Source organism: Mesorhizobium sp. P160927, from assembly GCF_057766385.1.
This window is the reverse complement of sequence record NZ_JBYMDW010000001.1, coordinates 2,439,630-2,463,925: the sequence shown is the minus strand read 5'-3', so window position 1 is coordinate 2,463,925 and position 24,296 is coordinate 2,439,630. Positions and strand designations below refer to the sequence as shown.

Sequence of the window (24,296 nt, the reverse complement as noted above, 5' to 3'; positions counted from 1 at the left end):
ACGCACGAAGAAGCCGAAACAAATCGTCATCAACATTCCTTACTCGAAGGAATAGGTGAAGCCCTCCTTGGAGGCGCCGACGGTTACCTTTGTCATTTTTTCGCCATCGAGCGAGCGGTTCAGCACGTTGCGGCTCAATTCCGGCAGCAGCGTGTTTGTCAGGATGGCATCGATCATCCGCCCGCCGGATTCGATCTCGGTGCAACGGGCCTTGACCAAATCCATGACACCATCGCCGATCACCAATTCCGCATCGTTGGTTGCCCGCAGCCGGCGAGCGATCTTGGCGAACTGGTGACGGGTGATCGATTCGATCATCGAATCCGAGAGCGGGTAATAAGGAATGGTCACCACCCGGCCGAGGAAGGCTGCAGGGAAGACTTTCAACAGCGGACCGCGCAAGGCGATGTCGAGGTCGTCAAGCCCGGCCCGTAGTGTGCCATTCCTTGTCCGATCCATGATGACTTCGGAGCCGACATTCGAGGTGAGCAGGATCAGCGTGTTCTTGAAATCGATCCGCCGGCCCTCGCTGTCATCCATCATCCCCTTGTCGAAAACCTGGAAGAAGATTTCGTGCACGTCGGGATGCGCCTTCTCGACCTCGTCGAGAAGGATCACCGAATAGGGTTTTCTGCGCACGGCCTCGGTCAGGATGCCGCCCTTGCCGTAACCGACATAGCCGGGCGGCGCGCCTTTGAGCGTCGAGACGGTATGCGCCTCCTGGAACTCGGACATGTTGATCGAGATCAGGTTCTGCTCGCCGCCATAGAGCGTCTCGGCCAGTGCCAGCGCGGTCTCGGTCTTGCCGACGCCCGAGGGGCCGCAGAGCAGGAAGACGCCGACCGGCTTTTCCGGCGCGCCGAGCCCGGCGCGGCTGGTCTGCACGCGTTTGGCGATCATCTCCATGGCGTGATCCTGGCCGACGACCCGCTCCGAAAGCGTGGTGGCGAGCTTGAGCGCCTTTTCGGTCTGGCTGGACAGCATCCGTCCCGTCGGGATACCAGTCCAGTCCTGGACCACGGCCGCCACCGCATTACGATCGACGGACGGCAGGATCAGCGGTGTCTCGCCCTGAGCGGCGGCAAGCTCAGGCATGAGTTCGCGCAGACGCGCCAGGTCGGCCGCCGGATCCGACGGCGCAGGACCGGCAACCACTGGCACCTCGACCTTGGCTTTGGCCGCCTTGGTCTTCGTGGTTTCGGGCTTGGGCTCAGTCTTGGGTGGCTCAGTCTTGGGTGGCTCGGCCTTGGGTGGCTCGGCCTTGGGTACCTTGGTCTTTTCTGCGTCCGCCGCTGCCGTTTCGGTATCGGCCTCCGCGGCCGTCGCCGCATCGAGCGGCACGCCCTCGCCGCGCAGCCTGTCGCGCAATTCGAGGATCTCGGCAACCAGTGCCTTTTCACGATCCCAACGTTGCTGCGCCGCGGCCAGAGTGACCGCGCTTTCGGCAAGCCCGGTCTCGACGCGCGCCTGCCGATCGGTCACCTCAATGCCGATCGCGGCCTCGCGGCCGATGATGCCGCGCTCGACCTCCAGCGCCTGACGGCGGCGCATGATGTCCTCGACCTCGGCCGGCGTGGCGTGCTGCGAAATGGCGACACGGGCGCAAGCGGTGTCGAGAAGGCTCACCGCCTTGTCGGGCAGTTGGCGCGCCGGGATGTAGCGATGCGACAAGCCGACCGCCGCCTCGACCGCCTCATCCAGTATCTGCACCTTGTGGTGCTGCTCCAGAACGCCGGCGACGCCGCGCAACATGAGAACGGCCACCGCCTCCGAAGGCTCGTCGATCTTGACCACCTGGAAACGGCGGGTCAGGGCTGGGTCTTTCTCGATGTGCTGCTTGTATTCGGCCCAGGTCGTTGCGGCGATCGTACGCAGTTCGCCGCGCGCCAGCGCAGGCTTCAAGAGATTGGCCGCGTCGCCGGTTCCAGCAGCGCCGCCTGCGCCGATCAAGGTGTGGGCCTCATCGATGAACAGGATGACCGGGGTTTCGGAAGACTGTACCTCATCGATGACGGCCTTCAGCCGCTTTTCGAACTCGCCCTTCACGCTTGCACCCGCCTGCATCAATCCGACATCGAGCATGCGCACACTGACGCCTTGCAGTGTGGGCGGCACGTCGTCCGCTGCAATACGCAAGGCAAAGCCCTCGACGACCGCGGTCTTGCCAACCCCGGCCTCACCGGTCAGGATCGGGTTGTTCTGCCGGCGTCGCATCAGGATATCGACGATTTGCCGGATCTCCGGATCGCGGCCGACGACCGGATCGATCTTGCCGTCGCGGGCGCGTTGGGTCAGGTCGGTGGCGTATTTGGCCAGCGCGGAATCCCGGCCCGGACCGCGCTTCATCGGCGTCTCAGTGGCGGGAGCGGCCGGCGGGGCACCGGATTCAAGCGAACCTTCGGTGACGTCGGCGAAGCGGGAAATCACGCCATCGGCATCGATCTTGTCAAACTCGGCGCTGATCTTGGACACCAGGCCTTCCAGCACTGGCGTCTTCAGGCAGGCAAGCAGGACATGAGCGCTGCGCACCTCCTCGACGCTGAATTCCAGCGTCGCGAGGTTCCAACCTTCCTGAATGGCATGAAAGATATGGTCTGAGAATTCCTCGATCGATGTCGCGCCATAGGGCAGCTTGTCGACTGCGCGGGTCAGGTCGGCCGTTATGCGGCTGGCATCCACCCCGGCGTCGGCGATTATCATCTGCACGTCCGAGCGTTCGGACAGCACCAGCTGTTCGATGAAATGAACGAGCTCAACATAGGGATTGCCGCGCAGCTTGGCCGCATCGGCTGCCGCCTTGAAGGCTCGCTGACAGAGAGAATCCAGCTTGCCGACCAGTTCCTTGCGCTTGAAGCTCTGCGATGACCGGCGCTGTTCCATCGAACCTGCTCTCAAGATCTGCGGCCATACCCTGCCATATAAGGCGCCACTTGACAAAGCGTGTGACGGATAAGGCGCTTGGATATGTGCCGGCGGCACCTCCCGGTTACAAAAGTCTTGCATACCGGTGCAACAAACCCCGGATTGCCACCCGGGCTATGCGACGCATTTCACATTGCGGGTCCGGCAACCGCGCCATGGGTGCAGGCGGAGAAGAACGTTCGGGTTCACCTTCCGTTAGTTTTGAGCCAGGTGCTCAATTGTGATAGAGTGAGACCGTGTGATAACGTAGCGTCACATGGCGATCTCAGGGCCGCTTGCTGGGGGTAAGGGTGATTGATCTCGCACTCTGGCTGAATCCTATCGACGGTGAAAATCCGTCAGGGGAGGATTTGCGCAACGACCCGGCTTTTCATGAGCTAGAGCGCCTGACCGAGCCCGAGGTCAAGGTCGTCCACGACGGCAACAACAAGCCCACGTCGCAAAGCACGATTCCGGTCGACTGGTCCGCGGTGCTGGCTAAGGCGGCGGACTTACGCGCGCATGGCCGGGACCTGCGACTGCTCGTCATCGTCACACGTGCGCTAGCCAATGAAGGCGGCCTGGCCGGACTCGCGCAGGGTCTGACGCTCATCGCCCAGACCTTCGATCAGCATTGGGAAACCATGCATCCGGCACTGCGGCCAAACGCTTCGCCCCGCGATGCCGCCTTGCGCCGCATCAACGCGCTGCTCGACCTGCAGAATGGCCAGGACGGGTTGTTAGCGAACCTGCGCCAGATGATTTTCTTTACGCCACGCTCGATCGGGTCGATCAGCGGACGCGACCTGGAACAAAGCGCGCTCGACGACCGTGTCATGCTCCAGGAAGCCGCCTCGGGCTTAAACACGGCGGAAAAGGCCGCGCTGGTCAGTGCGCACGGACAATTGTTGAACCGGGTACGCGCCGGATGTGCTGCACAGATTGACCAGGCCGGTGAGGAGATGATCTCGCTCGTCGCCGACGCCCGGGCGGCGATCGCGGCCCTTGACGCGGTCGAAACCGCCCTCAACGCCCGCCTCGAAGGCGGCGGCGCTCCGGTTCCGGACTTAAAGCGGTTTCTGCAGCGTCTGCTGACGACCCTCGAACGGAATTCGGCAGCGGGTGCGGTGGCGAATGGCGCGGCCAAGCCGCCCATTCCGGCAGAACCAGCAACGCCTGCTCGAAACGGTCATGGAGCCGAGACTATGGCAAGTGCGGCAAGCTACACGGACTCGAGCACAGGGCTTCCCGACCGGATCTCCTCGCGCGACGACGTGGTGAAGTGCCTCGACCTGGTCGTCGCCTTCTATGACCGCACCGAACCGTCGAGCCCTATACCGCATCTGGCGCGGCGCGTGCGCCGCATGGTGCATATGGATTTCGTTGAACTGATGGAAGATCTCGCCCCGTCTGGGCTGAAGGAATTCCGGCTCCTTGCCGGCGTTCCCGATGTCAAGAAGGCGGCTCAGAAAGATGAAAGGTAACAGCACATGCCAGCCGAAAGCAAAGCGAAGGTCATCGAACGAAATCGCGCGCCGCGGGTGCAGATCGCCTACGACGTGGAAACCTACGGTAGCCCGACGACGATCGAATTGCCGTTTGTCATGGCCGTGATGGCCGACCTTTCCGGCGCTTCGCAAACCAAGGAAGCGTCAAAATCGGTGCTGGACCGATCCTTCGTCGAGACCGACGCCAACCGCTTCCCCAAATTCATGGAGGCGCTCGGGCCGCGGGTCAAAGCCCGGGTGAAGAACACGCTGCCGCAAGCCGAAGGCCAGGAGCGCGACGAGGAACTGGCGCTCGATCTGACCTTCACCAAGATGGGCGATTTCGCGCCCGACAGGGTTGCCGAGCAGGTGCCGCAACTGGCCGAGATCCTCAAGATGCGCCGCCAGCTCGAGGAACTGCTTGGCTTCATGGACGGCCGCGTCGACGCCGAAAAACGCATCGCGCAGCTTCTGAACAACGAGCCGCTGCTTGGCAAAATCGCCAGCCAGGCACTGGCCGACGACGACAAGGCAGGGGAGTAAACCATGGCCGAACAGCAAAAGACCGCCGCCGTCGCCGCCGAGGCCGAAGCCATTAACCTCGACGAATTCAGCGGGCTCCTCGAGAAGGACTTCAAGGTCAAGAAGGACGACAGCGAGAAGCTGCAGCAACTCGTGCGAAATCTCGCGCTCGCGGCGCAATCGCGTTCCGATACCACGAGCATCTCATCCAATGCGATCAAGTCAATCAAGTCGCTGATCGCGGGCATCGACAAGATGCTGACGACGCAGGTCAACGAGATCCTGCACGCGCCGGAAGTGCGTGAGATGGAAGGCACATGGCGCGGCCTCTGGTACCTCGTCAACAACACCGAGACGGATCAGAAGCTGAAGATCCGGGTGATGAACATCTCCAAGGAGCAGCTGGCCGACACGCTCGAAGACTATGAAGGCCAGATGTGGGACCAGAGCCCGATCTTCAAGAAAGTCTATACGGATGAGTATTCGATGCTGGGCGGCGAGCCGATCGGCTGTGTGATCGGCGCCTACGAATTCTCCAACCACCCGCGCGATGTCGGTCTGCTGCGCAACATCTCCGGCATCTGCGCCTCAGCGCACACGCCGTTTATCGCAGCGGCCTCGCCGCGCCTGTTCCGCATGGACAGCTGGCAGGAATTGCCCAACCCGCAAGACCTGCAGCAGATCGTCTCCAACCCGGCCTATGCCTCGTGGCAGTCGCTGCGCGAGAGCGAGGACGCCCGCTATATCGGTCTGACCATGCCGCGCGTCCTGGCGCGGCTGCCCTATGGCACCGACACCGTTCCGGTGAAGGGCTTCACTTTCGAGGAAGAGGTGGAGGGCGATCACAACAAATATGTCTGGATGAATGCCGCCTTTCCGATGGGCGTCAACATCAACCGCAGCCACAAGCTGTTCGGCTGGGGCACGCAGATCCGCGGCGTCGAGAATGGTGGCACCGTGCTCAATTTGCCGGTCCACAGCTTCCCGACCGATGATGGCTCGATCGCGATGAAATGCCCGACCGAAGTCGCCATCGACGATCGCCGCGAGGCCGAACTGGCTAAGCTCGGCCTGATGCCGATCCTGCACCGGAAGAACACCGATCTGGCGGCCTTCATCGGCGCCCATTCGCTGCAGGACGACGAAACGCGCGCAGGCCGGCTGGTCGACCCCGACGCGCAGTCGAACGAAAGGCTGAGTGCCAACCTGCCCTATCTCTTCCCGGTGTCGCGCTTTGCGCACTACCTCAAGGCCATTGCGCGCGACAAGGTCGGCTCGTTCAAGGAGCGCTCCGACATGCAGATCTGGCTGACCGAGTGGATCAACCGCTATGTGCTGGCCAACCCGGCCTTCGCCGACGACAAGGCGCGCGCCAAGCGCCCGCTTGCCGCGGCCGAAGTCCAGGTCGACAGCGTGGAAGGCCGGCCGGGCTACTACAACGCCCGCTTCTACCTGCGCCCGCATTACCAATTGGAAGGGATCAACGCCTCGCTGCGGCTGGTCTCGGAACTGCCGTCCGTGAAGACCTGATTTGCAGCAACCAGACCTTGTTTTGTTTGAAAGCGGTGGAGAAAGACAATGCCAGTCAAGATTGATGGTTTTCTGAAGGTTCCCGACATCAAAGGGCCCAGCACCCGCGACGGCCACGATGACGAGATCGAAATCCATGGCGTCGACTACAAGATGGTCGCACCTTATGATCCGAATTCGCTGTCACGCCGTGGCCGCGTCTCCATGGGCATGATCAAGTTCATCAAACACTACGACAAATCCTCGCCCTACCTGAAAAAGGCTTTGTTCGAGAACAAGGCCTTGGATGAAGTGGTGTTCTCGGCTCGCCGGACCATCGATGGCGAGACCAAGGATTACCTGGTCGTCACGCTCACCGACGCCTCGATCATGGAATATGACATGTCGCAGGCCGAGGACGAGGCCGATCTGATCCAGGAAGAGGTCAGCTTCGCCTACAAAAAGATAAAATTCGTCTATGACGGCAATGATGAAGCCGAAATGGATGTCTATGTCGGCAAGTGAGATTGGGCGGCCCGGCGCGGGCAAGCAACAGATCGCCGGTGGCTTGCGGGCGAAAAGCGAGGCCGTCCAGCCGTCGCTTTGGGATCGTCTCGTCAATGACCTGCCGGGCCTGACCTCGGAGATAGAGGGGCTGCGCCATGTCCTGCTGGACGAACTTGGCGCGGACCGTCTCGAAACCCTCGTCGCCGGCAATGCGCGGACCATCGATGCCGATGCGGAGCTGACGCCCGATCAGAAACGGCGTCTGCATCGCCTGGCCTTCCAGACCCAGCACCGCGTCGAGATCGAAAGCCGTGGCGTGGTGGTGTCGGCCCGCGTGCTCCGGGAAGCAGTGCGGCGCGACATCGAGGCGCTGTTCAACACCGAGCGCTTCGAGGCCACGCCGCTGCTTTCCGACCTGGAAAACGAGCAGATGGCGGACAATCCGCCGTCGCTCGCCGATTTTCCGGAGGTGCGTCGAAGCGTGGTCAATTACGGCGTGCCTTCCTTCTCGGGTAGGTCGTCCCGCGACTTCGACCGTGACGTGCTGGCGCGCGAAATCCGCTCGGTGCTCGCCACCTTCGAGCCCCGGCTCAAGGAAAGCGCGACGAAAGTTAGCGTCACCCTGGGCGACAAGACCGTGGGCCTGAAGATCGAGATAGACGCCGTGCTGATCATGACGCCCACACCGGAACGCATGCGCCTGCGCACCACGATCAATCTCGACAACGGCTTGGCGCGGACCGAAATTAGGGACGCCTGAGATGGACCGGGTCTTCGTCGAATATTACGAGGAGGAACTGACCCATATCCGCGGCCTTGCGGCGGAATTCGCCGACATGCATCCGGCGGTGGCGCGCAACCTCTCCCTCGATACGGTGCCCTGCCCGGATCCTTATGTCGAACGGCTGCTGGACGGTGTCGCCTTCCTCGCCGCGCGTACCCGACTAAAGGTCGACGCCGAGCGCTCGCGATTTTCGCGCAGCGTGCTCGATGTCCTCTATCCCGATCTCGTCACGCCGGCGCCGGCAACGGCAATGGCGGTGCTGAAACCCGGACAGCAGGTGCAGACCATGCCGACCGGCCACGTCGTCAAGCGCAACACGCGGCTGGTCTCCAGCCTGCAACCCGGCCTGTCAACGCGCTGCACGTTCTCGACCGCACAGGACATGACCTTATGGCCGATAGCGATCACTTCGGTCAGCTATTTTCAGGATCGCAGCGCGCTGGCGGCGGCCGGCATCGGACCGATCGACGGCATCGCCGGCGAGGCGGCGCTGCGCCTCGCGCTGACGCGGACCGGAAAAGGCAAACTCGACGAATTGGCGCTCGACCGGCTCGACCTCTATTTTGCTGGACGCACCAAGGCGCCACTTCTGTTCGACGCCATTTTCGGCTCTTGCGTGGCCATTGGCGCACGACCGGAAGGCAAGACCAACCGGCTGTCGCCCTTGCCGGCACCCGAAATGGTCGGCATTAGCGACGAGGAGGCCTTGATGCCGCGCACCCGCCCGACATTCGAAGGTTACCGCCTGCTGCGCGAATACTTCATCATGCCGGAGCGCTTTCACTATGCGCGGGTCATGGGACTGCAACAGGTGGTGCGCAAATGCGAGGCCGGACTGGAGATCATCTTCCTGTTCCGCCGCCGGGTGCCTGAACTCGCCGACCTGACGCCGGCGGATTTCGAGCTTTTCGCGACGCCGATCATCAATCTGTTCGAGCGTGAGTGCAACGTCGTCGAGCTCGATCAGCGCAAGACGCGGCAGGTGCTGCACGCCGACCGCACGCGGGCGCGCGACTTTGAGATCTATCGGGTCCTGCGCGTCGAGGATGCCGACAATGAAGGCAGCGACGCCGAGATACCGGAGCTGTTCAGCCTCGGGCAGAACCGCGGCAGTGGCTGGGTATATTCGACGGAGCGGCGCCCACGCCGGGCAACGGAGGATGAACGGCGTGACGGCCTGACCCGCACATCATACACCGGGGACGACGTTTTCCTGGCCGTATCGCGGCCGCTTGGAAACCCCGCGAACCGGCCGTTGAAGCGTCTCGACATCATGGCGCTTTGCACCAACCGCGACCTGCCGATCCTCGACGACAATCCGACCTTGACGCTGGAGGCCGGTGATCCGGTCGAATCCGTCCGACTGCTCGGCGCGTTGCGTCCACCGCAGCCGGCCATCCCCGCGGCACTGCCCGCCGGAGCCGATGGTGAATCCCGAGCCGACGATCTTGCCTGGCGACTGGTGGCGCAGCTGGCGCTCAATTTCTTGAGCCTTGCCAAGGATGGCCGGGGCGTTGATCCGCTGCATGCGCTGCTCGATCTTTATGCCGATCGGGGCGATCCAAGCCTTGCCCGCAACGTGCATTCGATCGTGCGCATCGACTCGCGGTCGGTCATCGAGCGACTGCAGATCGACGGGCCGATGTGCTTCGGACGTGGCACTGAAGTGACGCTGCATGTCGATCAGTCGGTGCTGGCCGGGCAAAGCACCTTGCTGCTGTCGGCCTTGCTGGCGCGGCTGTTTGCCCGTCATGCCGGAATAAACGGCTTCGTGCGAACCCGCACGCGGCTGCTGCAGAAGCAGGAGGATGTGCCATGGCCGATGACGCCCGGCAATCGCTACCTGATCTAGACAAGACGCCTGATCTAGACAAGACGCCTGATCTAGACAAGGCCGGCCCGGACCGGGCCGAAGGTCTGTCTGAAGGATTCGACTTTTTTGAACTGCTGCGCCGTCTCGAGCAGCGGAGCGGCCTGTTCGGCCATTCCGGACGCCCCGACCGCGAGCCGGCAAGGCTCGGCCAGCATGTGCGGTTGGCCTTTTCCGCGCGGGACCTGGTGCAATTTCGCGAGGCCAGCGACAAGGCACCGGCCCGGGTCACGGTTGCAAATCTCGGTCTGTTGGGACCTGAGGGCCCAATGCCGCTGCATCTGACGCGCTGGGTGCTCGACCGCCTGTCGCAGCGCTGGTTCGGCGGCGCCGATTCACAGCAGACCAGCGACACGACCTTCGTGGACTTCGTCAACATCCTTCAGCACCGCATGATCGCCCTCTACTACCGCGCCTGGGCGGATGCGCATCCGGCGGTCCAGGTCGAGCGCGCGGTCGGCGGCCGCGTTCGCGCCATGCTTGAAGCGATGGCGGGGATCGGGCTTCCCGGAACCCAGAACCCTGATCTCGACACCGTCAAGCTTCGGCAAGCCGCTTCGCTCGCCAGTCAGATCGATGGTCCGGAACGGCTGACGTTGTTCCTGGCGGAAGCCTTCAGGGTGCCGGTTCAAATCAAGGAATTCATCGCCGCCTGGATAACCATTCCGACCGGGCTGCAGACGCGCCTCGCGAAAGCCTATGCGGGGCTTGGCCGGGGAGCGACGATCGGCCCGCGCGTTTTCAACCGCCAAAGCAGGATCGAACTGCGCGTCGGCCCTCTCGGCTTCGACGAGTTCAAGGCGTTCCTGCCGGGAGGCTCGCGCCACAAACTGTTCAAGCAGGCCGTTCGCGACATGGTCGGGGAGACGCTCGATGTCGACCTGCGCATCGTGCTGGCGCGCGAAGCCGTGCCGCCGCCGCGTATCGGCGCGGTCCAGCTCGGCCGGACCGCCTGGCTTGCGCGCCCCGCCGAAAGGGGCGATGCTGACGATCTGCGGCTGCGGACAATTGTCGGATGGCGGCCGGAAATGGCGGGGGTCGCGGCATGAGCCTGCTGCTGACGCTGGAGCAAGGGCCACGCACCCAGGCGGTACGGCAGACCCGGCTGGACGAAGGCGAACTGGTGATCGGCCGCAGCGCCGACGCAGGCTGGCAGATCAACGATCCCGACATGTTCGTTTCCCGCGCCCATTGCAGGATCACGGGCGGGCGAGACGGCTATTTCGTCACCGACACGTCGAGCAGCGGACTGTACATAAACGACTCCGACAGCCCGCTCGGTGCCGGTCAGTCGACGCGCCTTCAAAGCGGCATGCGGTTGAGGCTTGGCGACTATGTCGTCCATGTCGACCTGCAGACGCCAACCGCCCAGGCACCGGCAGCAGCCAGCCAGCCGGTTCCCGAACGCCTGCCGCAGGCATCGCGGGGGCCCATAAGCATCGGCGGTGACGACTTCTTTTCCGCCAAGGTCGAGGAAGAGCCGCGACGGCCACGACCGGCCGATCTGCCCAACCCGTTCGAGCAGCCGGTTGCTGGCGCATTCGAGCGTGCCGCTTCCAGTCAGCGCAGCTCGCCTGCTTTCGATGACCCGTTCAGCCTCGATCCGGTTTCGACGCCTGGGTCGACGGGCGTTGATCCTCATCCCGAAACCGGCAGTGCGGCAAGCTTCGCGGATCCGTTCAGCATCGATCCGGTGCCTTCTCTTAACCGCCCAACTGAAGCCGCCGCCGGAAAGCCGTTCGAATTCAATGATGACTTTGGTTTCGGACCAGCGGCCGCTCCAAGTTCGGCAAACGGCGTCGGCTCGAACGGACAGCGTGAGCGCATCGCCTCACGGCCGCAATCCGCCAATCCCTGGGATCTGCCTGTGCAGGCAGCAGACGCCCCAGCGCGGACGGGCGCTGCCGCAAAACCTGCCCGCCTGCCGGCAGCGGCGCAACTGGGGGACACGGCGCTTCGCTCCGCATTTCTGCGCGGCATGGGTGTCGAGGAAGCCGATTTCCCCGGACGCGACAGCGTGACGGAAATGGAGAAGTTCGGCCGCGAATACCGGCTGATGATGGAAGGCCTGATGCAGCTTCTTCGCAAGCGGGCCGAGGAAAAGGGCAACGCCCGCGTCGCCCAGACCATGGTCGGGGCATCCGAAGTCAATCCGCTCAAGTTCCTGCCGACAGTCGACGACGCCATCGTCACGCTTATCGCCGAGCGCAGCCCCGGATTTCTCGCCGGCGAAGCGGCAATCGCCGACGCGGTTCGCGATCTCGCGCAACACCACGTGCGCGCCTGGCGCGGCGTGCAGGCCGCTTTGCGACGTATGGTCGACCGTTTTGAGCCGGCGGCGATCGAGCAGGAGCTGAAGTCGAATTCGGCGCTCGGCAACCTGCTTGCGGGCGGGCGCAGCGCCAAGCTGTGGGAGCTTTACCAGAAACGCCATCGTGAAATCGCCGAGAGCGCCGAGAAAAGCTTCCTTGGCGAAATCGGCGCTGATTTTCGGGATGCATATGAGGAGGAGTGAGACATGATCGATCGACGTCAATTCGTTGTTACCCTTGGCGCGACTGGACTGCTTGCGGCTTGCCAGAGCGGTCCGCCGAAACCTTCGGTGATCACCGTCAACGTGTCCGGCGGGGCCGGCATGAACCCGGGACCAGGCGGCGGCGACCGGCCGGTGACAGTTCTCGTCATGCGGCTCCGCAGCACCGGCAAATTCAATTCCGCCGACTACTTTGCCCTGCAGGGCGATGCCGGCTCGGCGCTGGCAGGCGATCTCATCGGATCCGACCAGATCGCCGTCGGGCCGGGGAAATCGGCGTCCAAGACCATCACCGTCGAACCGGACGCGGCGGCGCTGGGCTTCGTTGCGCTGATCCGTGAGCCGACCGGCAGAAACTGGCGCACGACCAAGTCGGTGTCGTCGGGATCAAAATTCACGATCAATGTCACACTTGGCAGCGGCGGTATTTCCGCCTAGCGGCCAGGGCAAGGGGAAGCTCGATGCGGAGAGTAGCGGCATGAGCGATGCAAATAGGGTGCTGTGGTCCGAAGGGCTTTTCCTGCGGACCCAGCATTTCCAGCAGCAGGATCGCTTTTTCGAGGCGACGGTGCGCGGCGCGTTGCAAGCCGGACAGTTGCATACGTTCGGCTTTCAACAACTGACGCTGGACCAGGCGTTGCTCGATGCCGGCCAGGTCGCCATCCTGTCGGCTCGCGGCATCTTCCCGGATGGGACACCCTTCGCCATTCCAGAGATGATGGACGCACCGCGACCGTTGCCGGTCACTCCGGACACAGGCGCCGGATCGGTGCTGGTCGCTTTGCCGCTCGAGCCGCCCGGCGGTATCGGTTTCGATCCCGCACACGCCGCCGCCTCGGGCGCGCGCTACCATGGGCGGATCGTTTCGGTGCGCGACGCCGTCCAGGGCGGTTCGGATCCTGAAGAAATCGAAATCGCCCGTCCGCAGGCGCTGCTGCTGGCACCCGGCAAATCGGTTGGCGGCTACACCGCCTTGCCGATCGCCGACCTGAAGGGGGTTCGAGCCGATGGCGGCGTCTCGCTGGACGAGACCTTCCTGCCGCCGACGCTGGTGACAGGCGCGGTCGCCTGGTATCGGCAATTGCTGCAGGAAGTCGTCACGGGACTAGACCAGATCGCCGAGGCGCATGGCAAGATGGTGATGGGCGGACCGGGGCGCAGCGTCGAAGACCTGCTGATGCTCAACCTCGCCAATGCCGCACGGCCGCGGCTAGTCCACATGCTGGCGCAGGACGTCTTCCATCCGGCCGAGCTCTACCTGGAACTTGCCGGGCTAGCCGGTTCGATGGCGACCTATGGCTCAAGCGCGCGGCGGCTGGGTGAGTTGCCCGCGTATGATCACATGGCCCCAGGCCCAGCCTACATGGCGCTGGCGGATGCGCTGCGCTCGCTCATCCTCAGCCTGCGCTACATCGAGCCGAAATCACGGGCGCTGCCGGTCATGCGGCATTCGACCAATGTCTGGAAAATTCGCATCGACAACCCGAAGCTGCTGGTCGCCAGCCGCATCGTCATCCGGGTTGGTTCGGAGCTGTCGGAAGACGCGCTGCGAAAGATATTCGTCAACCAGGCGACTGTCGGCTCGGCCGACCAGTTCGAGGGGCTGTGGAAATCGCGTTTGCCCGGCATTCCGCTGAAACCGCTTCATTCCCAGCCGCGCGAGATCCCTTACGACGGCGATCGGCTATGCCTTGAGCTGGACCAGAAAAGCGAGCACTGGGCGTCGCTGCTCGATGCCCCCGGCTTCGTCATCGGCGTTTCGGGCGTGTTGCCGAGCGAACCGCAGGTGGACTGCTATTCGGTGAACAGGTGAGATGATGAGCCGCGATGATCCTTTCGGACTGTCGGAGGATCGCGAACGCACCCGCATAAGGCTGACCGGCGCGCCGATGCCGCGGCCGATGGCGCCGCTATTGCCGGGCGCGGCGGTCAAGCGGTCTCGAACCCACCCGAACGCGCTCGTCAACGCATTCGCGCCCTTGCTCGAATTCGCGCCCGAGCTTGAAAGTGCGCTGGCGCCGGAGAACCCGGAGGCGTTGCGCACCCGATTGCTCGAAGAACTGGTTCGGGCACGCGACATGGCAATGGCGGCGGGGTCCTCGCTGGAGCGGGCCGACCAGGCGGCCTGGGTGGTGGCGGCGTTGCTCGACGATCTCGCTTTGAACACGCCATGGGGCGGCGCCAGCGCCTGGCCGAGGCAGCCGCTCGTGGTCATGCTGCGCGGCGACGTCGATGCCGGCACGCAGTTCTTCACGCGTCTCGACGAACTCGAGCGCCACCCCAACCGTGACCGCGAATTGCTGGAGCTGCAGTATAATTGCATGGCGCTCGGCTTTCGCGGCAAATATCGCGTGCCCGGCCGCTCAGGCGACCGCTCGCTCAATGCGGTTCGCGTGGCGGCGGCACGCTTTCTGCGCGACGCCGACGCCGAAGGCGCGCCGCTGTCGCCAAACTGGAAGGGCGTGATCGCATCCGACGAGCCGCAACGCTTCATCGTACCGATCTGGGTCATGGCGGTCGGCGCGGCGGTCGTCGCCACGGCCATCCATATCGGGCTGTCGATGGGACTGAGCAGCCAGGCGGTCGAACTATCAGCCCTTGTGCGCGCATTGCCGCCGCCTGAACGGGGGAGCATCACCCGGACCTCGCCCAAGATCGACGCCCCGCCGCCGGAGAAAGTGGATTTTGCCCTGTTGCCGGAATTCCAGGCCGGAGCGCCTGCCGACCTCAAATCCGCCCTCAGCGGCACCGAGAGCGTTTCGCTGGCCAAGCTGATCATCCAGGCCTCCAACCCCGAACTGTTCCAGTCGTCGCGGCCGCAACTGAGCGAGGGCTTCGAGCCGCTGATCGGTTCGATCGCCAAGGTGATCCTCACCAATCAGGAGTTGATCGGAAACATCACGGTGATCGGTCATACGGACGGCGTACCCTTGCAAAAGACCAATCCGCTGTCGACCAACCAGCGCCTGTCGGAGGCGCGTGCCCAGACGATCGCCGACATGCTGGTCCAAAACGGGGTGCCGCAGGACCGCGTTCATTCCGAGGGCCGCGCCGCCACGGACCCGGTTGCCAGCGACAGCACGCGCGAGGGGCGAGCCTTGAACCGCCGCGTCGAGGTGCTCGTCGAAAAGAGGCTGTGAGATGTTCATCCTGCGCTTCCTCTGGGCGGTCCTGACGTCGCGCTGGCTGTGGACGCTGATCGGCATCACGCTGCTTTCCCTGGTCATCTGGGTGTTCGGTCCGATCGTCAGGGTCGGTCCATACGAACCCTTCGCTTCCGAAAATGTGCGCATCGTCATCATCGCGCTGCTGGTCATCTTCTGGCTGGTCTGGCTGATCGTCGCCCAGCGCCGGGCGATCCGCGCCAACCGCATGTTCGTCGCCGAGATCGCAGCACCCGTGGCGGAAAAGGCGCTCAGCCCCGGCGAAGAGAACGTCGCCGCCGTGGGTGCCAAATTCGCCGAGGTGATGGCCGAACTGAAGCGGCGCAAGCTCGGCGGACGCAAGTTCCTGCGCGAGATGCCGTGGTACGTGATCGTCGGGCCGCCGGCCACCGGCAAGACCACGGCCTTGCGGCAGTCCGGACTGAATTTTCCGATCGACCTCACCGACGATCTGCAAGGGGTCGGCGGCACGCGCAACTGCGACTGGTTCTTTTCCGAGAACGCGGTTCTGATCGACACCGCCGGCCGCTATGTCCAGCAGGAGAGCCAGCCCGATGTCGACGCGGCGGAATGGCTGGGCTTCCTCGACCTTCTGAAGAAGCATCGCGGCCGCCGCGCGCTCAACGGCGTGATCGTCGCGCTTTCGATCGACGTACTTTCGGAGGGCGACGAAGCCATCAAGGCACACGGCCGCAAGATCCGCCGCCGGCTGGCCGAACTCAACGACCGGCTCGAAATCCGCCTTCCGGTCTATTTGATGCTGACCAAGGCCGACCTGATCAGGGGTTTCGAGGCTTTCTTCGGCGGCCTGTCCACCGCCTCGCGCGAACAGGTCTGGGGAACGACCTTCGCGCTGGATGCGCGTATCGATGCCAAGACCATCGAACGCGAAATTTCAACGCTGGCGACGGAACTCGAGCGGCGGCTGGTGCCGCGCCTGGAAGACGAAGACAAGCTGGCCGCCCGCGCCGAGATCTTCCGGTTTCCCGCTCAGCTCTCCAGCCTGTCCGAACCGATCCAGGTGCTGGTCGAGACGATGTTCGGCGAAAGCCGGTATGAAGAGGCCGCCTGGCTGCGCGGCCTCTATTTCACATCGGCAACGCAGGAAGGCGCGCCCATCGATCGGCTGACCGCGGCGCTGTCATCGTCCTTCGGCCTGCCGCCACGGCGGGCCCTCCCCGCGCCGAGGGTCGAGAAACGCAGCTTCTTCCTGAAGAACCTGCTCACCGACGTCATATTCAGGGAAGCCGGCCTCGGCACGTTCGACCCGCTGGCGCAACGCCGTCGCGCCTGGATGTGGCGCGGGGCGGCGGCCGCATGTGCCGCGGCGGCCTTGCTGGCCGGAGGGCTGTTCACCTGGTCCTATTTCGACAACCGCAACGCGATCACGGCCCAGGCAAGCCAGTTCGAGGCACTGCAAACGCCGCTGACCGCAACTGCAGCAAGCCCGGCATCGGTGCAGCAGCCCGCCATCGACGGAGCGCTCGAAGCGATGGACGCGGTCGCAAGCGCCCGGACGGCACCGCCGGGCGCACCCCAGGATCTGCTGGGGCCATCGGCCTCGGCGGAACTGGTGCGGGCTCAGACCGACACTTACGACCACGCCCTGCGCAACGTGCTCGAGCCACGCATGGTCGCGCTGCTCGAGGCGACCATGTGGCGGCAGATCCGCGATCCGGATTTCATGCTCGGCGCGTTGAAGACCTACCGCATGATGACGGGGCTATCGCAGATGGACCCCGATTTCGCTGAGAATTGGTGGGTGAACAGCCTGCCGGAATTCGCGGCCGCGGCACCATTTCCAACCGCCGATGCCGAAGAGCATCAGCTTGCCGCCATCCGCCGCATGGCGGTCGACGAAAGCTATGTCGCACCCGACCAGGCGCTGGTCGCCGAAGCGCTGAAAACGGTGTGCACGATCTCGTTGCCGGCGCGTGCCTACAAGCAGTTGCTGGCCGATCCGGCTGTGTCCGGGCTCAAGGAGTGGATCCCGGCCAATTTCGCCGGCCCCAATGGGGGCAAGGTGTTTGCGCGGCGTTCCGACAAAACGCTTCGCGTCGGGATTGCCGGAGCCTTCACCTATGCCGGCTTCCACGACGCCATTCTCGACCGAATCGACGATGTCGCCGCCCAGGCGGCGCTCGATCGTGCGGTTTTCGCCGGCGGCTGCTCGGAGAATTCCGAGACCTCGGTCTCGGCGCTGTCCGAGGATATCCTGAAGCTCTACTATGACGACTACATCGCGCAATGGGACAGCTTCCTGCGCGACATGCGGCTCGCGCCATTGACCGACCTCAATGTCGCCAGTGAAAATCTGAAGGATCTCTCGAGCGCCGATTCAGCGCTGAAGCGGCTGCTGACCGCGGTCGTCCAGGAGACCGAACTGACGCGCTCCGACGACGCCCCCGCCGACAACAAGGCTGCGGCCAAGGGCGCCTCGAAACTGCTCGGCAAGCTTGGCAAGCTCGGCAAGCTGGCGACATCAGGTGCGAAACTGCTGCCCCGGGCCGGGTCAGCCGGCGAGGTGGACCTGACCGGCAATCTGGTGGCCGAACATTTCAAACCGCTGAAGAGCACCATTGCCGAGGTCGACGGCCAGCCACCGGCGCTGGATGCCGCCGTTGTCGCGCTGACCGCGCTGTCGAATGTGCTGCAGACGGTCACCGCCAACCCCAATCCGCAGGATGCCATCAAGAAGCAGGGCGGCCTTGCCGAGCTGACGGGTGCGGTCGCCAGGCAAGCACAGATCCTGCCCGACCCGATCAACGCCTGGCTCGGCGGCATTGCCGGGGATACCAGCAATTTGACGCAAAAGGCGGTCACTTCGGAACTCAACGCCATCTGGCGGGCGGACATATTGCCTTTCTGCCAGGCGGCGCTGAACGACCGCTATCCGTTCAGCCCCGACAGCGCGGTGGACGTCAATGTGCGTGATTTCGCCCGTTTGTTCGGACCGGCCGGACTGATCGACGGTTTCATCAACGACCACCTGATCAACTATGTCGACACCACCAGCCAGCCGTGGAAATGGCGCGCCGATTTCGGCCTCGATCCTTCGGCGCTGGCGGCGTTCGAGCAGGCCAGGCATATCCGCGACGATCTCTTTCCTGGTGGCACCGGACCGGTGATGAGCTTCACGCTCGAACCGAAGGACCTGTCGCCCAACGTCACGCGCGTGACGCTCAATCTCGATGGCCAGAGCCTCGTCTATTTCAACAACGCGACGCGGCCGCAACCGATGACGTGGCCGGGCAAGGACGGCACCGGGGTCATTTCGCTCGCCTTCCAGCCGATCGACGGTTCGCCCGAAATAATGCTCAACGAGACCGGCAGCTGGGCGTGGCTGAGAATGCTGCGCAACGGCCGTTTCGCCGGCACGTCGCTCTCCGATGTCTACAGCCTGCGCCTAGGCACGAAGGGAATGTGGGCCGATTTCGAACTCAAGGCCGCCAGCGTCGAGAACCCCTACAATTTGCAGATGTTCAAGAAATTCTCATGTCCGCCGCAGATATGACCTTGCCCGGCTTCTACGGCAAAATGCCCGCCACCGGCGATTTCGTGACGCGGCGGCTGTCGGGCGACTTTGTTCGCGTCTGGGACCGCTGGCTGGCGCAGCATCTCGTCCCGCTGTTTGGCTCGGAAATTTGGCCAAGCACAACCGCGCTGCGCTTTCTGGCTGGCCCGGCCTCCTTCGGCTCATCGGCGGGCATCATTGTGAAAAGCGCCGACAGGGTCGGCAGGAAATTCCCTTTGAGCGTCGTCGCGCAGCTGGTCGAAGCTCCAATTCAGCTCGCTGACGCCGAGGCGTGGTTTTCCCAGATCGAAGAAGCGGCCATCGCAGCTCAAAACGGCGAGCTGACGCCCGACGAGCTGGATGTCGCGCTGGCCGGACTGCCGGCGCCGCCTGTCGAGCCGGGTGAAGAGGTCATCAGCGGCATGGTGATTTGGACGGCCCGTTCGGACATTTTCGACATCGATCCGCAGTCGCCGCAAATGACTCTGGAGCAGATCCTCGCTGCCAGTTGGGAGACCAGCTGATGCAAATCTGGAACCAGACGGGCTATGCACACCAATTCACCATGGGCATGGACAAGGCCGGGCATGAGTGGATCGTCGTGGTCGTCAAAGGCACGTTCGATTTCCCCGCCACGCCGGGCGGACTGGTGCAAAAATCGGCGGAGCAGGCGCCGCTGGTGATGGCCGACACACAAACCGGCGTGCCTGGCTACTCGGCCACGCTGTGGGAGACCGACTTCGCCTTCCGCAAACAGCGCTGCGACGTGATCGCCAATGGTTGCGCCTACGCGCCGGGCGGGCGCCCGGCCGAGCGCGTGCCGGTCGGCATCAAGGTCGGCAATTGGTCGAAACTGTTCGAGGTCGTCGGCCACCGCGAATGGCGCTCCATCGGCCCGGTTTTTACCGCCACATCGCCACAGCCCTTCCTGAAATTGCCCATCTCCTATGACGTCGCCTGGGGTGGTGTCGACAGGCTGGATCCGGAGGACAAGCTCCCCGCCAGCTACAAATACAACCCGGTTGGAACCGGCTGGTCCCGGACCAAGAACCAGCGCCTCATCCCCGGCCTGCGGCTACCGAACACGCAAGCTGTCGGTGAAGAGATCCGCTCGCCATTCGGCGACTACAAGCCGATGAGTTTCGGGCCGATGGGCCGCGGCTGGCCGGGCCGCATCGAATATGGCGGCACCTACGACGACAACTGGACCAAGAACATCTTTCCGTTCCTGCCGCCGGACTTCGACGAGCGCTATTTCCAGATGGCGCCGTCCGACCAGCAGATCGATCTGCCGAGAGGTGGCGAGGAAGTGCAACTGGTGAACTTGACGCCGCAAGGCCGAGAGAGTTTTCGGCTGCCGAAAACCGCGCTGTCTATCACCCTGTTCAAAGGCCGTGCCAAGTCATTCGAGGGCGAAATCCATCCGGATACAATCCTGTTCGACCCCGAGAACCGACGGTTCTCACTAGTCTGGCGCGTGTCGCAGAGGATCGAGCGAACCATCCTCGACTTCACGGAAGGTTGGGTCGGGCCGCCAACGCCGGCCATGCTGAGGGCGCGCGCGACAGGTCGTACCTATATCCGTGCCAACGGCACCGCGCCGGAAGAGGAAGACGCGTGACCTCCCCGATCGAGATCGTTTCGGTTGGCATGGTGACGGCCGTTGGCCTCGACGCACCCTCCGCCTGCGCGGCGATGCGCGCCCGGCTCGATGGCTTCCAGGAAACGCGTTTCACGGGCTCACCCGCGGGATGGCTTACGGGTGCACCCGTGCCGCTGCCACGCAACTGGATCGGCGAGAAACGAATGGCCCACCTGGCGGCCGGGGCCATAGCGGAGGCTTACGACAATCACCCGCAAGCGCGAGGGCAGACGGCGCTGATCCTTTGCCTTGCGGAAGAAGATCGGCCCGGCCGGCCGGTGCGGGACAATCTTGCACTGCTGCGCCGGATCAGCGAGATCGTTGAAATAGAACCGCATCTGCGCTCTCGCATCGTGGCTTTTGGCCGTCCGTCCGGACACGTCGCGTTCAATCAGGCGCGCAGACTGATTGCATCGGGCGAAGCTCCCTATGTCATGATCGCGGGTGTCGACAGCTATCTAACGGCACCAACGATTTCCCACTATCTCAGCAAGGGCCGCCTGCTGACGGCAGACAATTCGAACGGCTTCATTCCAGGCGAAGCTGCAGCGGCAGTTCTGTGCACCCGCCCGCGCAATGGTGGTTTCAGGCTCTTCGGGCTCGGTCTTTCGCGCGAGGCGGCTTCGATCTACAACGGACAGGATTTGCCGTTGCGCGCCGATGGTATGACAGCCGCCTACGATGCGGCATTCCATGAGACCGGGATCGAGATGAACCGGCTCGGCTATCGCATCGCCGACCTGATCGGCGAGCAGTATTGGTTCAAGCAGACCGCGCTGGCCTCGATCCGCCTCTTGCGTGGGCGCCACGAGTTCCAGGCCCTGTGGTCACCGGCGGAGTCGCTGGGCAACATCGGGGCCGCAGCTGTTCCGACAATGGTCGGCATGGCGTGGACTGCGGCCGGCAAAGGATATGCCGCCGGCAATCCGGTTCTCATCGAGGCGTCGTCCGATGCCGGTGCCTGCGGCGCCGCGGTGTTCGCTTACGGGAGAACGGCATGACGGTGTATGCCAATGGGCTCGAGGTTGCGTGCAAAGCGCAAGCGAACCAGGTTATTGCGGCTTTTCCCTACGTCTGCTTCACGCCGCCGCAAACGCCAGCAACCCCACCCGGCGTTCCGGTTCCCTATCCGACCTTTGGGATGGACAGCGACACCGACAGCGGCACCGGCACTGTCAAGATCGGCGGCAAGACGGTCACTCAGAAGGACAAATCCTATTACACCAAATGCACCGGCAACGAGGCCGGCTGTGCGCCCAAGAAGAACATCATCACCTCCGTGAACACGGGCAAGGAATACGCCCATGCTTGGTCGGGCAACGTCAAAATGGATGGTGAGCCGATCAGCCGTTTCAGCGACATTTCGTCGAACGATCATGCCTCCCCTACCGCCGGCGGACCGCCAATGCCCAAGGTCGCCACGGCCACGGTGGCGACGTTCAAATGCTCCGACCTCGAAATCAAGCCTTACAAGGAGCTGGAATGCCCGGACGGCTACGAGAAGGAGCACACAGTCGAGGTCCAGTTCTTCACCGCCGAAGGCGTTCGCGACCTGACGCTGGATTGCTGCAAGGCCTATGACGACAAGGAAGCGCCCTGCATCTGCATGAAGGCGAAATGGCTGGCCGGCGAAGGTGCAAAGGCCAAGGCAGCCGGCGTGCCGACCAAAAAGATACTCGGCAAGAAACGCAAAACCCCGCACAACTTCAAGTCGGCGGATGCCCGCAACTGGCTGAGCAACAATTCGGCCGGCAAGCTCGGTGATTTTACAGACACCTGTGTGAACAGCACGGTCAAGAACCTGGATGACCCAAAAATTCCGCCAGCCGTGCAGGCCGCCGCCACGGAGTGCCTGAAGACCGCCAACATGGAATACATGAAGAAGAGCATGAACAAGTCCGAGCAGGAGGTCAAAGACAAGAAGGCCTGCCATGGGAATTGTCCGAAGGCGAAGGATCAGGCTCGCCTCGTGCAGGTTGCGAAAAAACGCTTGAAGAAAGCGGCCGGGGGAGAGTCCGTGGTCGTGACGGCGGCGGACGTCGCTCCCTCGAAAGTGTCCTGTTAGCCGACCGGCCGGGTCTCGGGGAACCGCAGCCACATCTCAGGAGCATGAAGCGGATGAAAATGGACAAGGAAGACCTCGAGGGATTTGCCACCGACAGCGATACGGACATCGAATGCCTTCAGATCGCGCCCCTGGGTGGAGGCAAGGCGGCCATTCTGTTCCTGCTCAGCGATGCCGACTATGTCACGACGGTCTCGGTGATCTTCATCGTCGATGACTTCAACCCCAAGACGGCACGGGGTTTCCTGGTGACCTCCGAATGGCTGATGTCGCTTTCGGCTTCGCCTTCAGGCGAGCTGTTCGCGCTGGAAGCCACCACCTGGATCTGGCGCAATGCCGATGCCAACTGGACGCGTGACAAGGTCAGCGAGAAGAGCCTCAGGCAAGTCTGGGCCGAAGATTCCGGCGGACCGATTGCCGTTGGCACGGACGGCGTGGCTTACCGGCTAGCCGGCTCGCTGTGGCAGCCCTTCACCCCGCTTGGATCCAACGAGTATCTCGATGTTCATGGGCACCCCAAACATGGCATCTACGCCTGTGGCGAGTTGGGCACCATTCACCAGCTGGTGGGCACAGGCTGGCGCCAGCTGGATGTGCATCGGCACGATCGGTTTCGCGGCATCGACATTGCGCCGGACGGCAAGATTAGGGTCGCGGGCGACCACGGTGTCTGCCTGCGCATCGCGGATGAGGAAGTGACCCAGATCGAGGCTGCAGCCGACATGACCTATCTCGCCGTGCGCAATTTCAAGGGCAAGGCCTACTGGGGCGACGAAGCTGGCCTCAACATCGAGGTGGGAGGCGCGCTTGAACCATTCGAGGACACCGGTATCGCGTCGGACCTGCGCACCGATGGCGAATTCCTCTATGTAGCCGGCATCGACACAGCCTGGCGCTTCGACGGCCGTAAGTGGAAAACGCTTACTCTAGTCTATGACGAAGGCCTTCGGCTGACGTGACCCGGCCGGGTTGAGCGCAGAATCAGTCCGATACCCGCAAATTGCCGGACGGTGAGCCGATTATTGCTAATGCCCGTTCTCCGATAGATACGCCCGCACCTTGGCGAGGTCGAGTTCGGCGATCCGCTCCGGCGCGCCCTTCACCAGCATGCGGAGCACGAACATTTCACCTGCCTCCGGATATTCGGCATAGAGCAGTTCGGCAATCTCCTGCCCCACCCGGCCAGCGACCCGAAGGCCATCGAGATGAGCGTCCAGCCTTTCGACGAGGCGCGCGAGCCGCTCCTCGTCCATATCGGGATTTTCGTCAGGGTGCAGCAAATGGTGGTCGTAGACGGTCCAGAGAAATGCCGCCATTTCCGCATGCTGTCGCACAATCTCACGCAGAACGACCTTCGGCATCAGTTTAGGTTCACCGACCCGCCCCGGATACGGTTCGTGGCGCTGGCATGGCTCGTCACATAGGTGCCGCGAATGGTGATGCGGCCGTCCTTCTCCATGATGATCGTCGCCTTGCCACAGCGAAGCTCCACGCGCTCGTCACCCGTTATGGTTACGCGCTCTCCGTCGCGTATCACCTGGGCGGCGCCGGCAGACTTGCGCGACGGCTCGACAATCCGGCCGACGATGAGTGGTCGGTTCGGATCGCCCTCTTGGAAAAGCAGCGCCACCTCGGCGCCGATCATGGCCGATGTCAGCTCGGTCAGGCTACGCGCCGGGATCGCTGTTTCCTGCGGATTTCCAGGAAATACGACCAGTGGCGCGTCCTCCCCGAAACCCAGGAATATGCCGATCACAACGCCTTCGATTCGCTCTACAACTCGTGTCATCGCCTGCCT

Annotated in this window: 20 protein-coding genes; 17 read left to right on the top strand and 3 right to left on the bottom strand. The window is 63.5% G+C overall.

Annotated features, from left to right (window positions below; all coding sequences use genetic code 11):
* Positions 1 to 39: 39 nt before the first annotated feature.
* Positions 40 to 2,880: a type VI secretion system ATPase TssH gene (tssH, locus tag AC3CB8_RS11840; protein WP_352565867.1), complete on the bottom strand. Its 2,841-nt coding sequence runs from the start codon at positions 2,878 to 2,880 to the stop codon at positions 40 to 42.
* 332 nt (positions 2,881 to 3,212) lie between these two features.
* Here tssH and tssA point away from each other — a divergent pair, with 332 nt between their 5' ends.
* The 17 genes from tssA to AC3CB8_RS11755 are packed head-to-tail and all read left to right on the top strand — an operon-like array spanning position 3,213 to position 23,457.
* Positions 3,213 to 4,385 carry a type VI secretion system protein TssA gene (gene tssA, locus AC3CB8_RS11835; RefSeq protein ID WP_352565869.1) on the top strand — a complete coding sequence of 391 codons (1,173 nt, stop codon included), beginning with the start codon at positions 3,213 to 3,215 and terminating at the stop codon, positions 4,383 to 4,385.
* Positions 4,386 to 4,391: 6 nt separating this feature from the next.
* Positions 4,392 to 4,931 (top strand): type VI secretion system contractile sheath small subunit, encoded by a 540-nt coding sequence (gene tssB / locus AC3CB8_RS11830; RefSeq protein ID WP_023772874.1) that lies wholly within the window; start codon positions 4,392 to 4,394, stop codon positions 4,929 to 4,931.
* A 3-nt stretch (positions 4,932 to 4,934) separates the two neighbouring features.
* Complete coding sequence (gene tssC, locus AC3CB8_RS11825; RefSeq protein WP_023772873.1) at positions 4,935 to 6,440, top strand: type VI secretion system contractile sheath large subunit; 1,506 nt, start codon at positions 4,935 to 4,937, stop codon at positions 6,438 to 6,440.
* 48 nt (positions 6,441 to 6,488) lie between these two features.
* Positions 6,489 to 6,944, top strand: coding sequence for an Hcp family type VI secretion system effector (locus AC3CB8_RS11820; RefSeq protein ID WP_023767750.1), 456 nt, complete (start codon positions 6,489 to 6,491; stop codon positions 6,942 to 6,944).
* Positions 6,931 to 7,686, top strand: a complete 756-nt coding sequence (tssE, locus tag AC3CB8_RS11815) for a type VI secretion system baseplate subunit TssE (RefSeq protein ID WP_023772872.1) — start codon at positions 6,931 to 6,933, stop codon at positions 7,684 to 7,686. Before AC3CB8_RS11820 ends, tssE begins: the two co-directional genes overlap by 14 nt.
* A gap of 1 nt (position 7,687) precedes the next feature.
* Positions 7,688 to 9,562 (top strand): type VI secretion system baseplate subunit TssF, encoded by a 1,875-nt coding sequence (tssF, locus tag AC3CB8_RS11810; protein ID WP_352727035.1) that lies wholly within the window; start codon positions 7,688 to 7,690, stop codon positions 9,560 to 9,562.
* The gene (gene tssG / locus AC3CB8_RS11805; RefSeq protein ID WP_023772870.1) at positions 9,526 to 10,629 is read left to right on the top strand and encodes a type VI secretion system baseplate subunit TssG; all 1,104 of its coding nucleotides are present in this window, start codon (positions 9,526 to 9,528) and stop codon (positions 10,627 to 10,629) included. The genes tssF and tssG overlap by 37 nt, the downstream gene beginning before the upstream one ends.
* Positions 10,626 to 12,095, top strand: coding sequence for a type VI secretion system-associated FHA domain protein TagH (gene tagH, locus AC3CB8_RS11800; RefSeq protein WP_023772869.1), 1,470 nt, complete (start codon positions 10,626 to 10,628; stop codon positions 12,093 to 12,095). The genes tssG and tagH overlap by 4 nt, the downstream gene beginning before the upstream one ends.
* A 3-nt stretch (positions 12,096 to 12,098) precedes the next feature.
* Positions 12,099 to 12,551 carry a type VI secretion system lipoprotein TssJ gene (gene tssJ / locus AC3CB8_RS11795; protein WP_023772868.1) on the top strand — a complete coding sequence of 151 codons (453 nt, stop codon included), beginning with the start codon at positions 12,099 to 12,101 and terminating at the stop codon, positions 12,549 to 12,551.
* 40 nt (positions 12,552 to 12,591) lie between these two features.
* On the top strand, positions 12,592 to 13,926 hold the full coding sequence (gene tssK / locus AC3CB8_RS11790; RefSeq protein WP_023772867.1) for a type VI secretion system baseplate subunit TssK: 1,335 nt from the start codon (positions 12,592 to 12,594) through the stop codon (positions 13,924 to 13,926).
* A gap of 4 nt (positions 13,927 to 13,930) precedes the next feature.
* Positions 13,931 to 15,253 carry a type IVB secretion system protein IcmH/DotU gene (icmH, locus tag AC3CB8_RS11785; protein ID WP_023783685.1) on the top strand — a complete coding sequence of 441 codons (1,323 nt, stop codon included), beginning with the start codon at positions 13,931 to 13,933 and terminating at the stop codon, positions 15,251 to 15,253.
* 1 nt (position 15,254) lies between these two features.
* Positions 15,255 to 18,791, top strand: coding sequence for a type VI secretion system membrane subunit TssM (gene tssM / locus AC3CB8_RS11780; protein ID WP_352565874.1), 3,537 nt, complete (start codon positions 15,255 to 15,257; stop codon positions 18,789 to 18,791).
* Positions 18,773 to 19,315, top strand: coding sequence for a type VI secretion system-associated protein TagF (gene tagF / locus AC3CB8_RS11775; RefSeq protein ID WP_023783686.1), 543 nt, complete (start codon positions 18,773 to 18,775; stop codon positions 19,313 to 19,315). Before tssM ends, tagF begins: the two co-directional genes overlap by 19 nt.
* Positions 19,315 to 20,412, top strand: a complete 1,098-nt coding sequence (locus tag AC3CB8_RS11770) for a DUF2169 family type VI secretion system accessory protein (protein WP_023783687.1) — start codon at positions 19,315 to 19,317, stop codon at positions 20,410 to 20,412. The genes tagF and AC3CB8_RS11770 overlap by 1 nt, the downstream gene beginning before the upstream one ends.
* Positions 20,409 to 21,434 (top strand): beta-ketoacyl synthase N-terminal-like domain-containing protein, encoded by a 1,026-nt coding sequence (locus tag AC3CB8_RS11765; protein ID WP_023772862.1) that lies wholly within the window; start codon positions 20,409 to 20,411, stop codon positions 21,432 to 21,434. The genes AC3CB8_RS11770 and AC3CB8_RS11765 overlap by 4 nt, the downstream gene beginning before the upstream one ends.
* Positions 21,431 to 22,498, top strand: a complete 1,068-nt coding sequence (locus AC3CB8_RS11760) for a PAAR-like domain-containing protein (protein WP_023772861.1) — start codon at positions 21,431 to 21,433, stop codon at positions 22,496 to 22,498. Before AC3CB8_RS11765 ends, AC3CB8_RS11760 begins: the two co-directional genes overlap by 4 nt.
* A 53-nt stretch (positions 22,499 to 22,551) precedes the next feature.
* The gene (locus AC3CB8_RS11755) at positions 22,552 to 23,457 is read left to right on the top strand and encodes a hypothetical protein (RefSeq protein WP_023783688.1); all 906 of its coding nucleotides are present in this window, start codon (positions 22,552 to 22,554) and stop codon (positions 23,455 to 23,457) included.
* A gap of 66 nt (positions 23,458 to 23,523) precedes the next feature.
* Here AC3CB8_RS11755 and AC3CB8_RS11750 read toward each other — a convergent pair whose 3' ends face one another.
* Positions 23,524 to 23,859: a hypothetical protein gene (locus AC3CB8_RS11750; RefSeq protein ID WP_023772859.1), complete on the bottom strand. Its 336-nt coding sequence runs from the start codon at positions 23,857 to 23,859 to the stop codon at positions 23,524 to 23,526.
* Positions 23,859 to 24,287 (bottom strand): DUF6484 domain-containing protein, encoded by a 429-nt coding sequence (locus tag AC3CB8_RS11745; protein ID WP_023772858.1) that lies wholly within the window; start codon positions 24,285 to 24,287, stop codon positions 23,859 to 23,861. The genes AC3CB8_RS11750 and AC3CB8_RS11745 overlap by 1 nt, the downstream gene beginning before the upstream one ends.
* Positions 24,288 to 24,296 lie beyond the last annotated feature (9 nt).

Coding starts and splice junctions, on each gene's coding strand:
- tagH (WP_023772869.1), top strand. CDS start 10,626: ATGAGCCTGCTGCTGACGCTGGAGCAAGGGCCACGCACCCAGGCGGTA.
- tssJ (WP_023772868.1), top strand. CDS start 12,099: ATGATCGATCGACGTCAATTCGTTGTTACCCTTGGCGCGACTGGACTG.
- tssB (WP_023772874.1), top strand. CDS start 4,392: ATGCCAGCCGAAAGCAAAGCGAAGGTCATCGAACGAAATCGCGCGCCG.
- tssC (WP_023772873.1), top strand. CDS start 4,935: ATGGCCGAACAGCAAAAGACCGCCGCCGTCGCCGCCGAGGCCGAAGCC.
- tssK (WP_023772867.1), top strand. CDS start 12,592: ATGAGCGATGCAAATAGGGTGCTGTGGTCCGAAGGGCTTTTCCTGCGG.
- tssG (WP_023772870.1), top strand. CDS start 9,526: ATGGCCGATGACGCCCGGCAATCGCTACCTGATCTAGACAAGACGCCT.
- AC3CB8_RS11755 (WP_023783688.1), top strand. CDS start 22,552: ATGAAAATGGACAAGGAAGACCTCGAGGGATTTGCCACCGACAGCGAT.
- AC3CB8_RS11745 (WP_023772858.1), bottom strand. CDS start 24,287: ATGACACGAGTTGTAGAGCGAATCGAAGGCGTTGTGATCGGCATATTC.
- AC3CB8_RS11820 (WP_023767750.1), top strand. CDS start 6,489: ATGCCAGTCAAGATTGATGGTTTTCTGAAGGTTCCCGACATCAAAGGG.
- AC3CB8_RS11760 (WP_023772861.1), top strand. CDS start 21,431: ATGACGGTGTATGCCAATGGGCTCGAGGTTGCGTGCAAAGCGCAAGCG.
- icmH (WP_023783685.1), top strand. CDS start 13,931: ATGAGCCGCGATGATCCTTTCGGACTGTCGGAGGATCGCGAACGCACC.
- AC3CB8_RS11750 (WP_023772859.1), bottom strand. CDS start 23,859: ATGCCGAAGGTCGTTCTGCGTGAGATTGTGCGACAGCATGCGGAAATG.
- tssH (WP_352565867.1), bottom strand. CDS start 2,880: ATGGAACAGCGCCGGTCATCGCAGAGCTTCAAGCGCAAGGAACTGGTC.
- tssE (WP_023772872.1), top strand. CDS start 6,931: ATGTCGGCAAGTGAGATTGGGCGGCCCGGCGCGGGCAAGCAACAGATC.
- AC3CB8_RS11770 (WP_023783687.1), top strand. CDS start 19,315: ATGCAAATCTGGAACCAGACGGGCTATGCACACCAATTCACCATGGGC.
- tssF (WP_352727035.1), top strand. CDS start 7,688: ATGGACCGGGTCTTCGTCGAATATTACGAGGAGGAACTGACCCATATC.
- tssM (WP_352565874.1), top strand. CDS start 15,255: ATGTTCATCCTGCGCTTCCTCTGGGCGGTCCTGACGTCGCGCTGGCTG.
- tagF (WP_023783686.1), top strand. CDS start 18,773: ATGTCCGCCGCAGATATGACCTTGCCCGGCTTCTACGGCAAAATGCCC.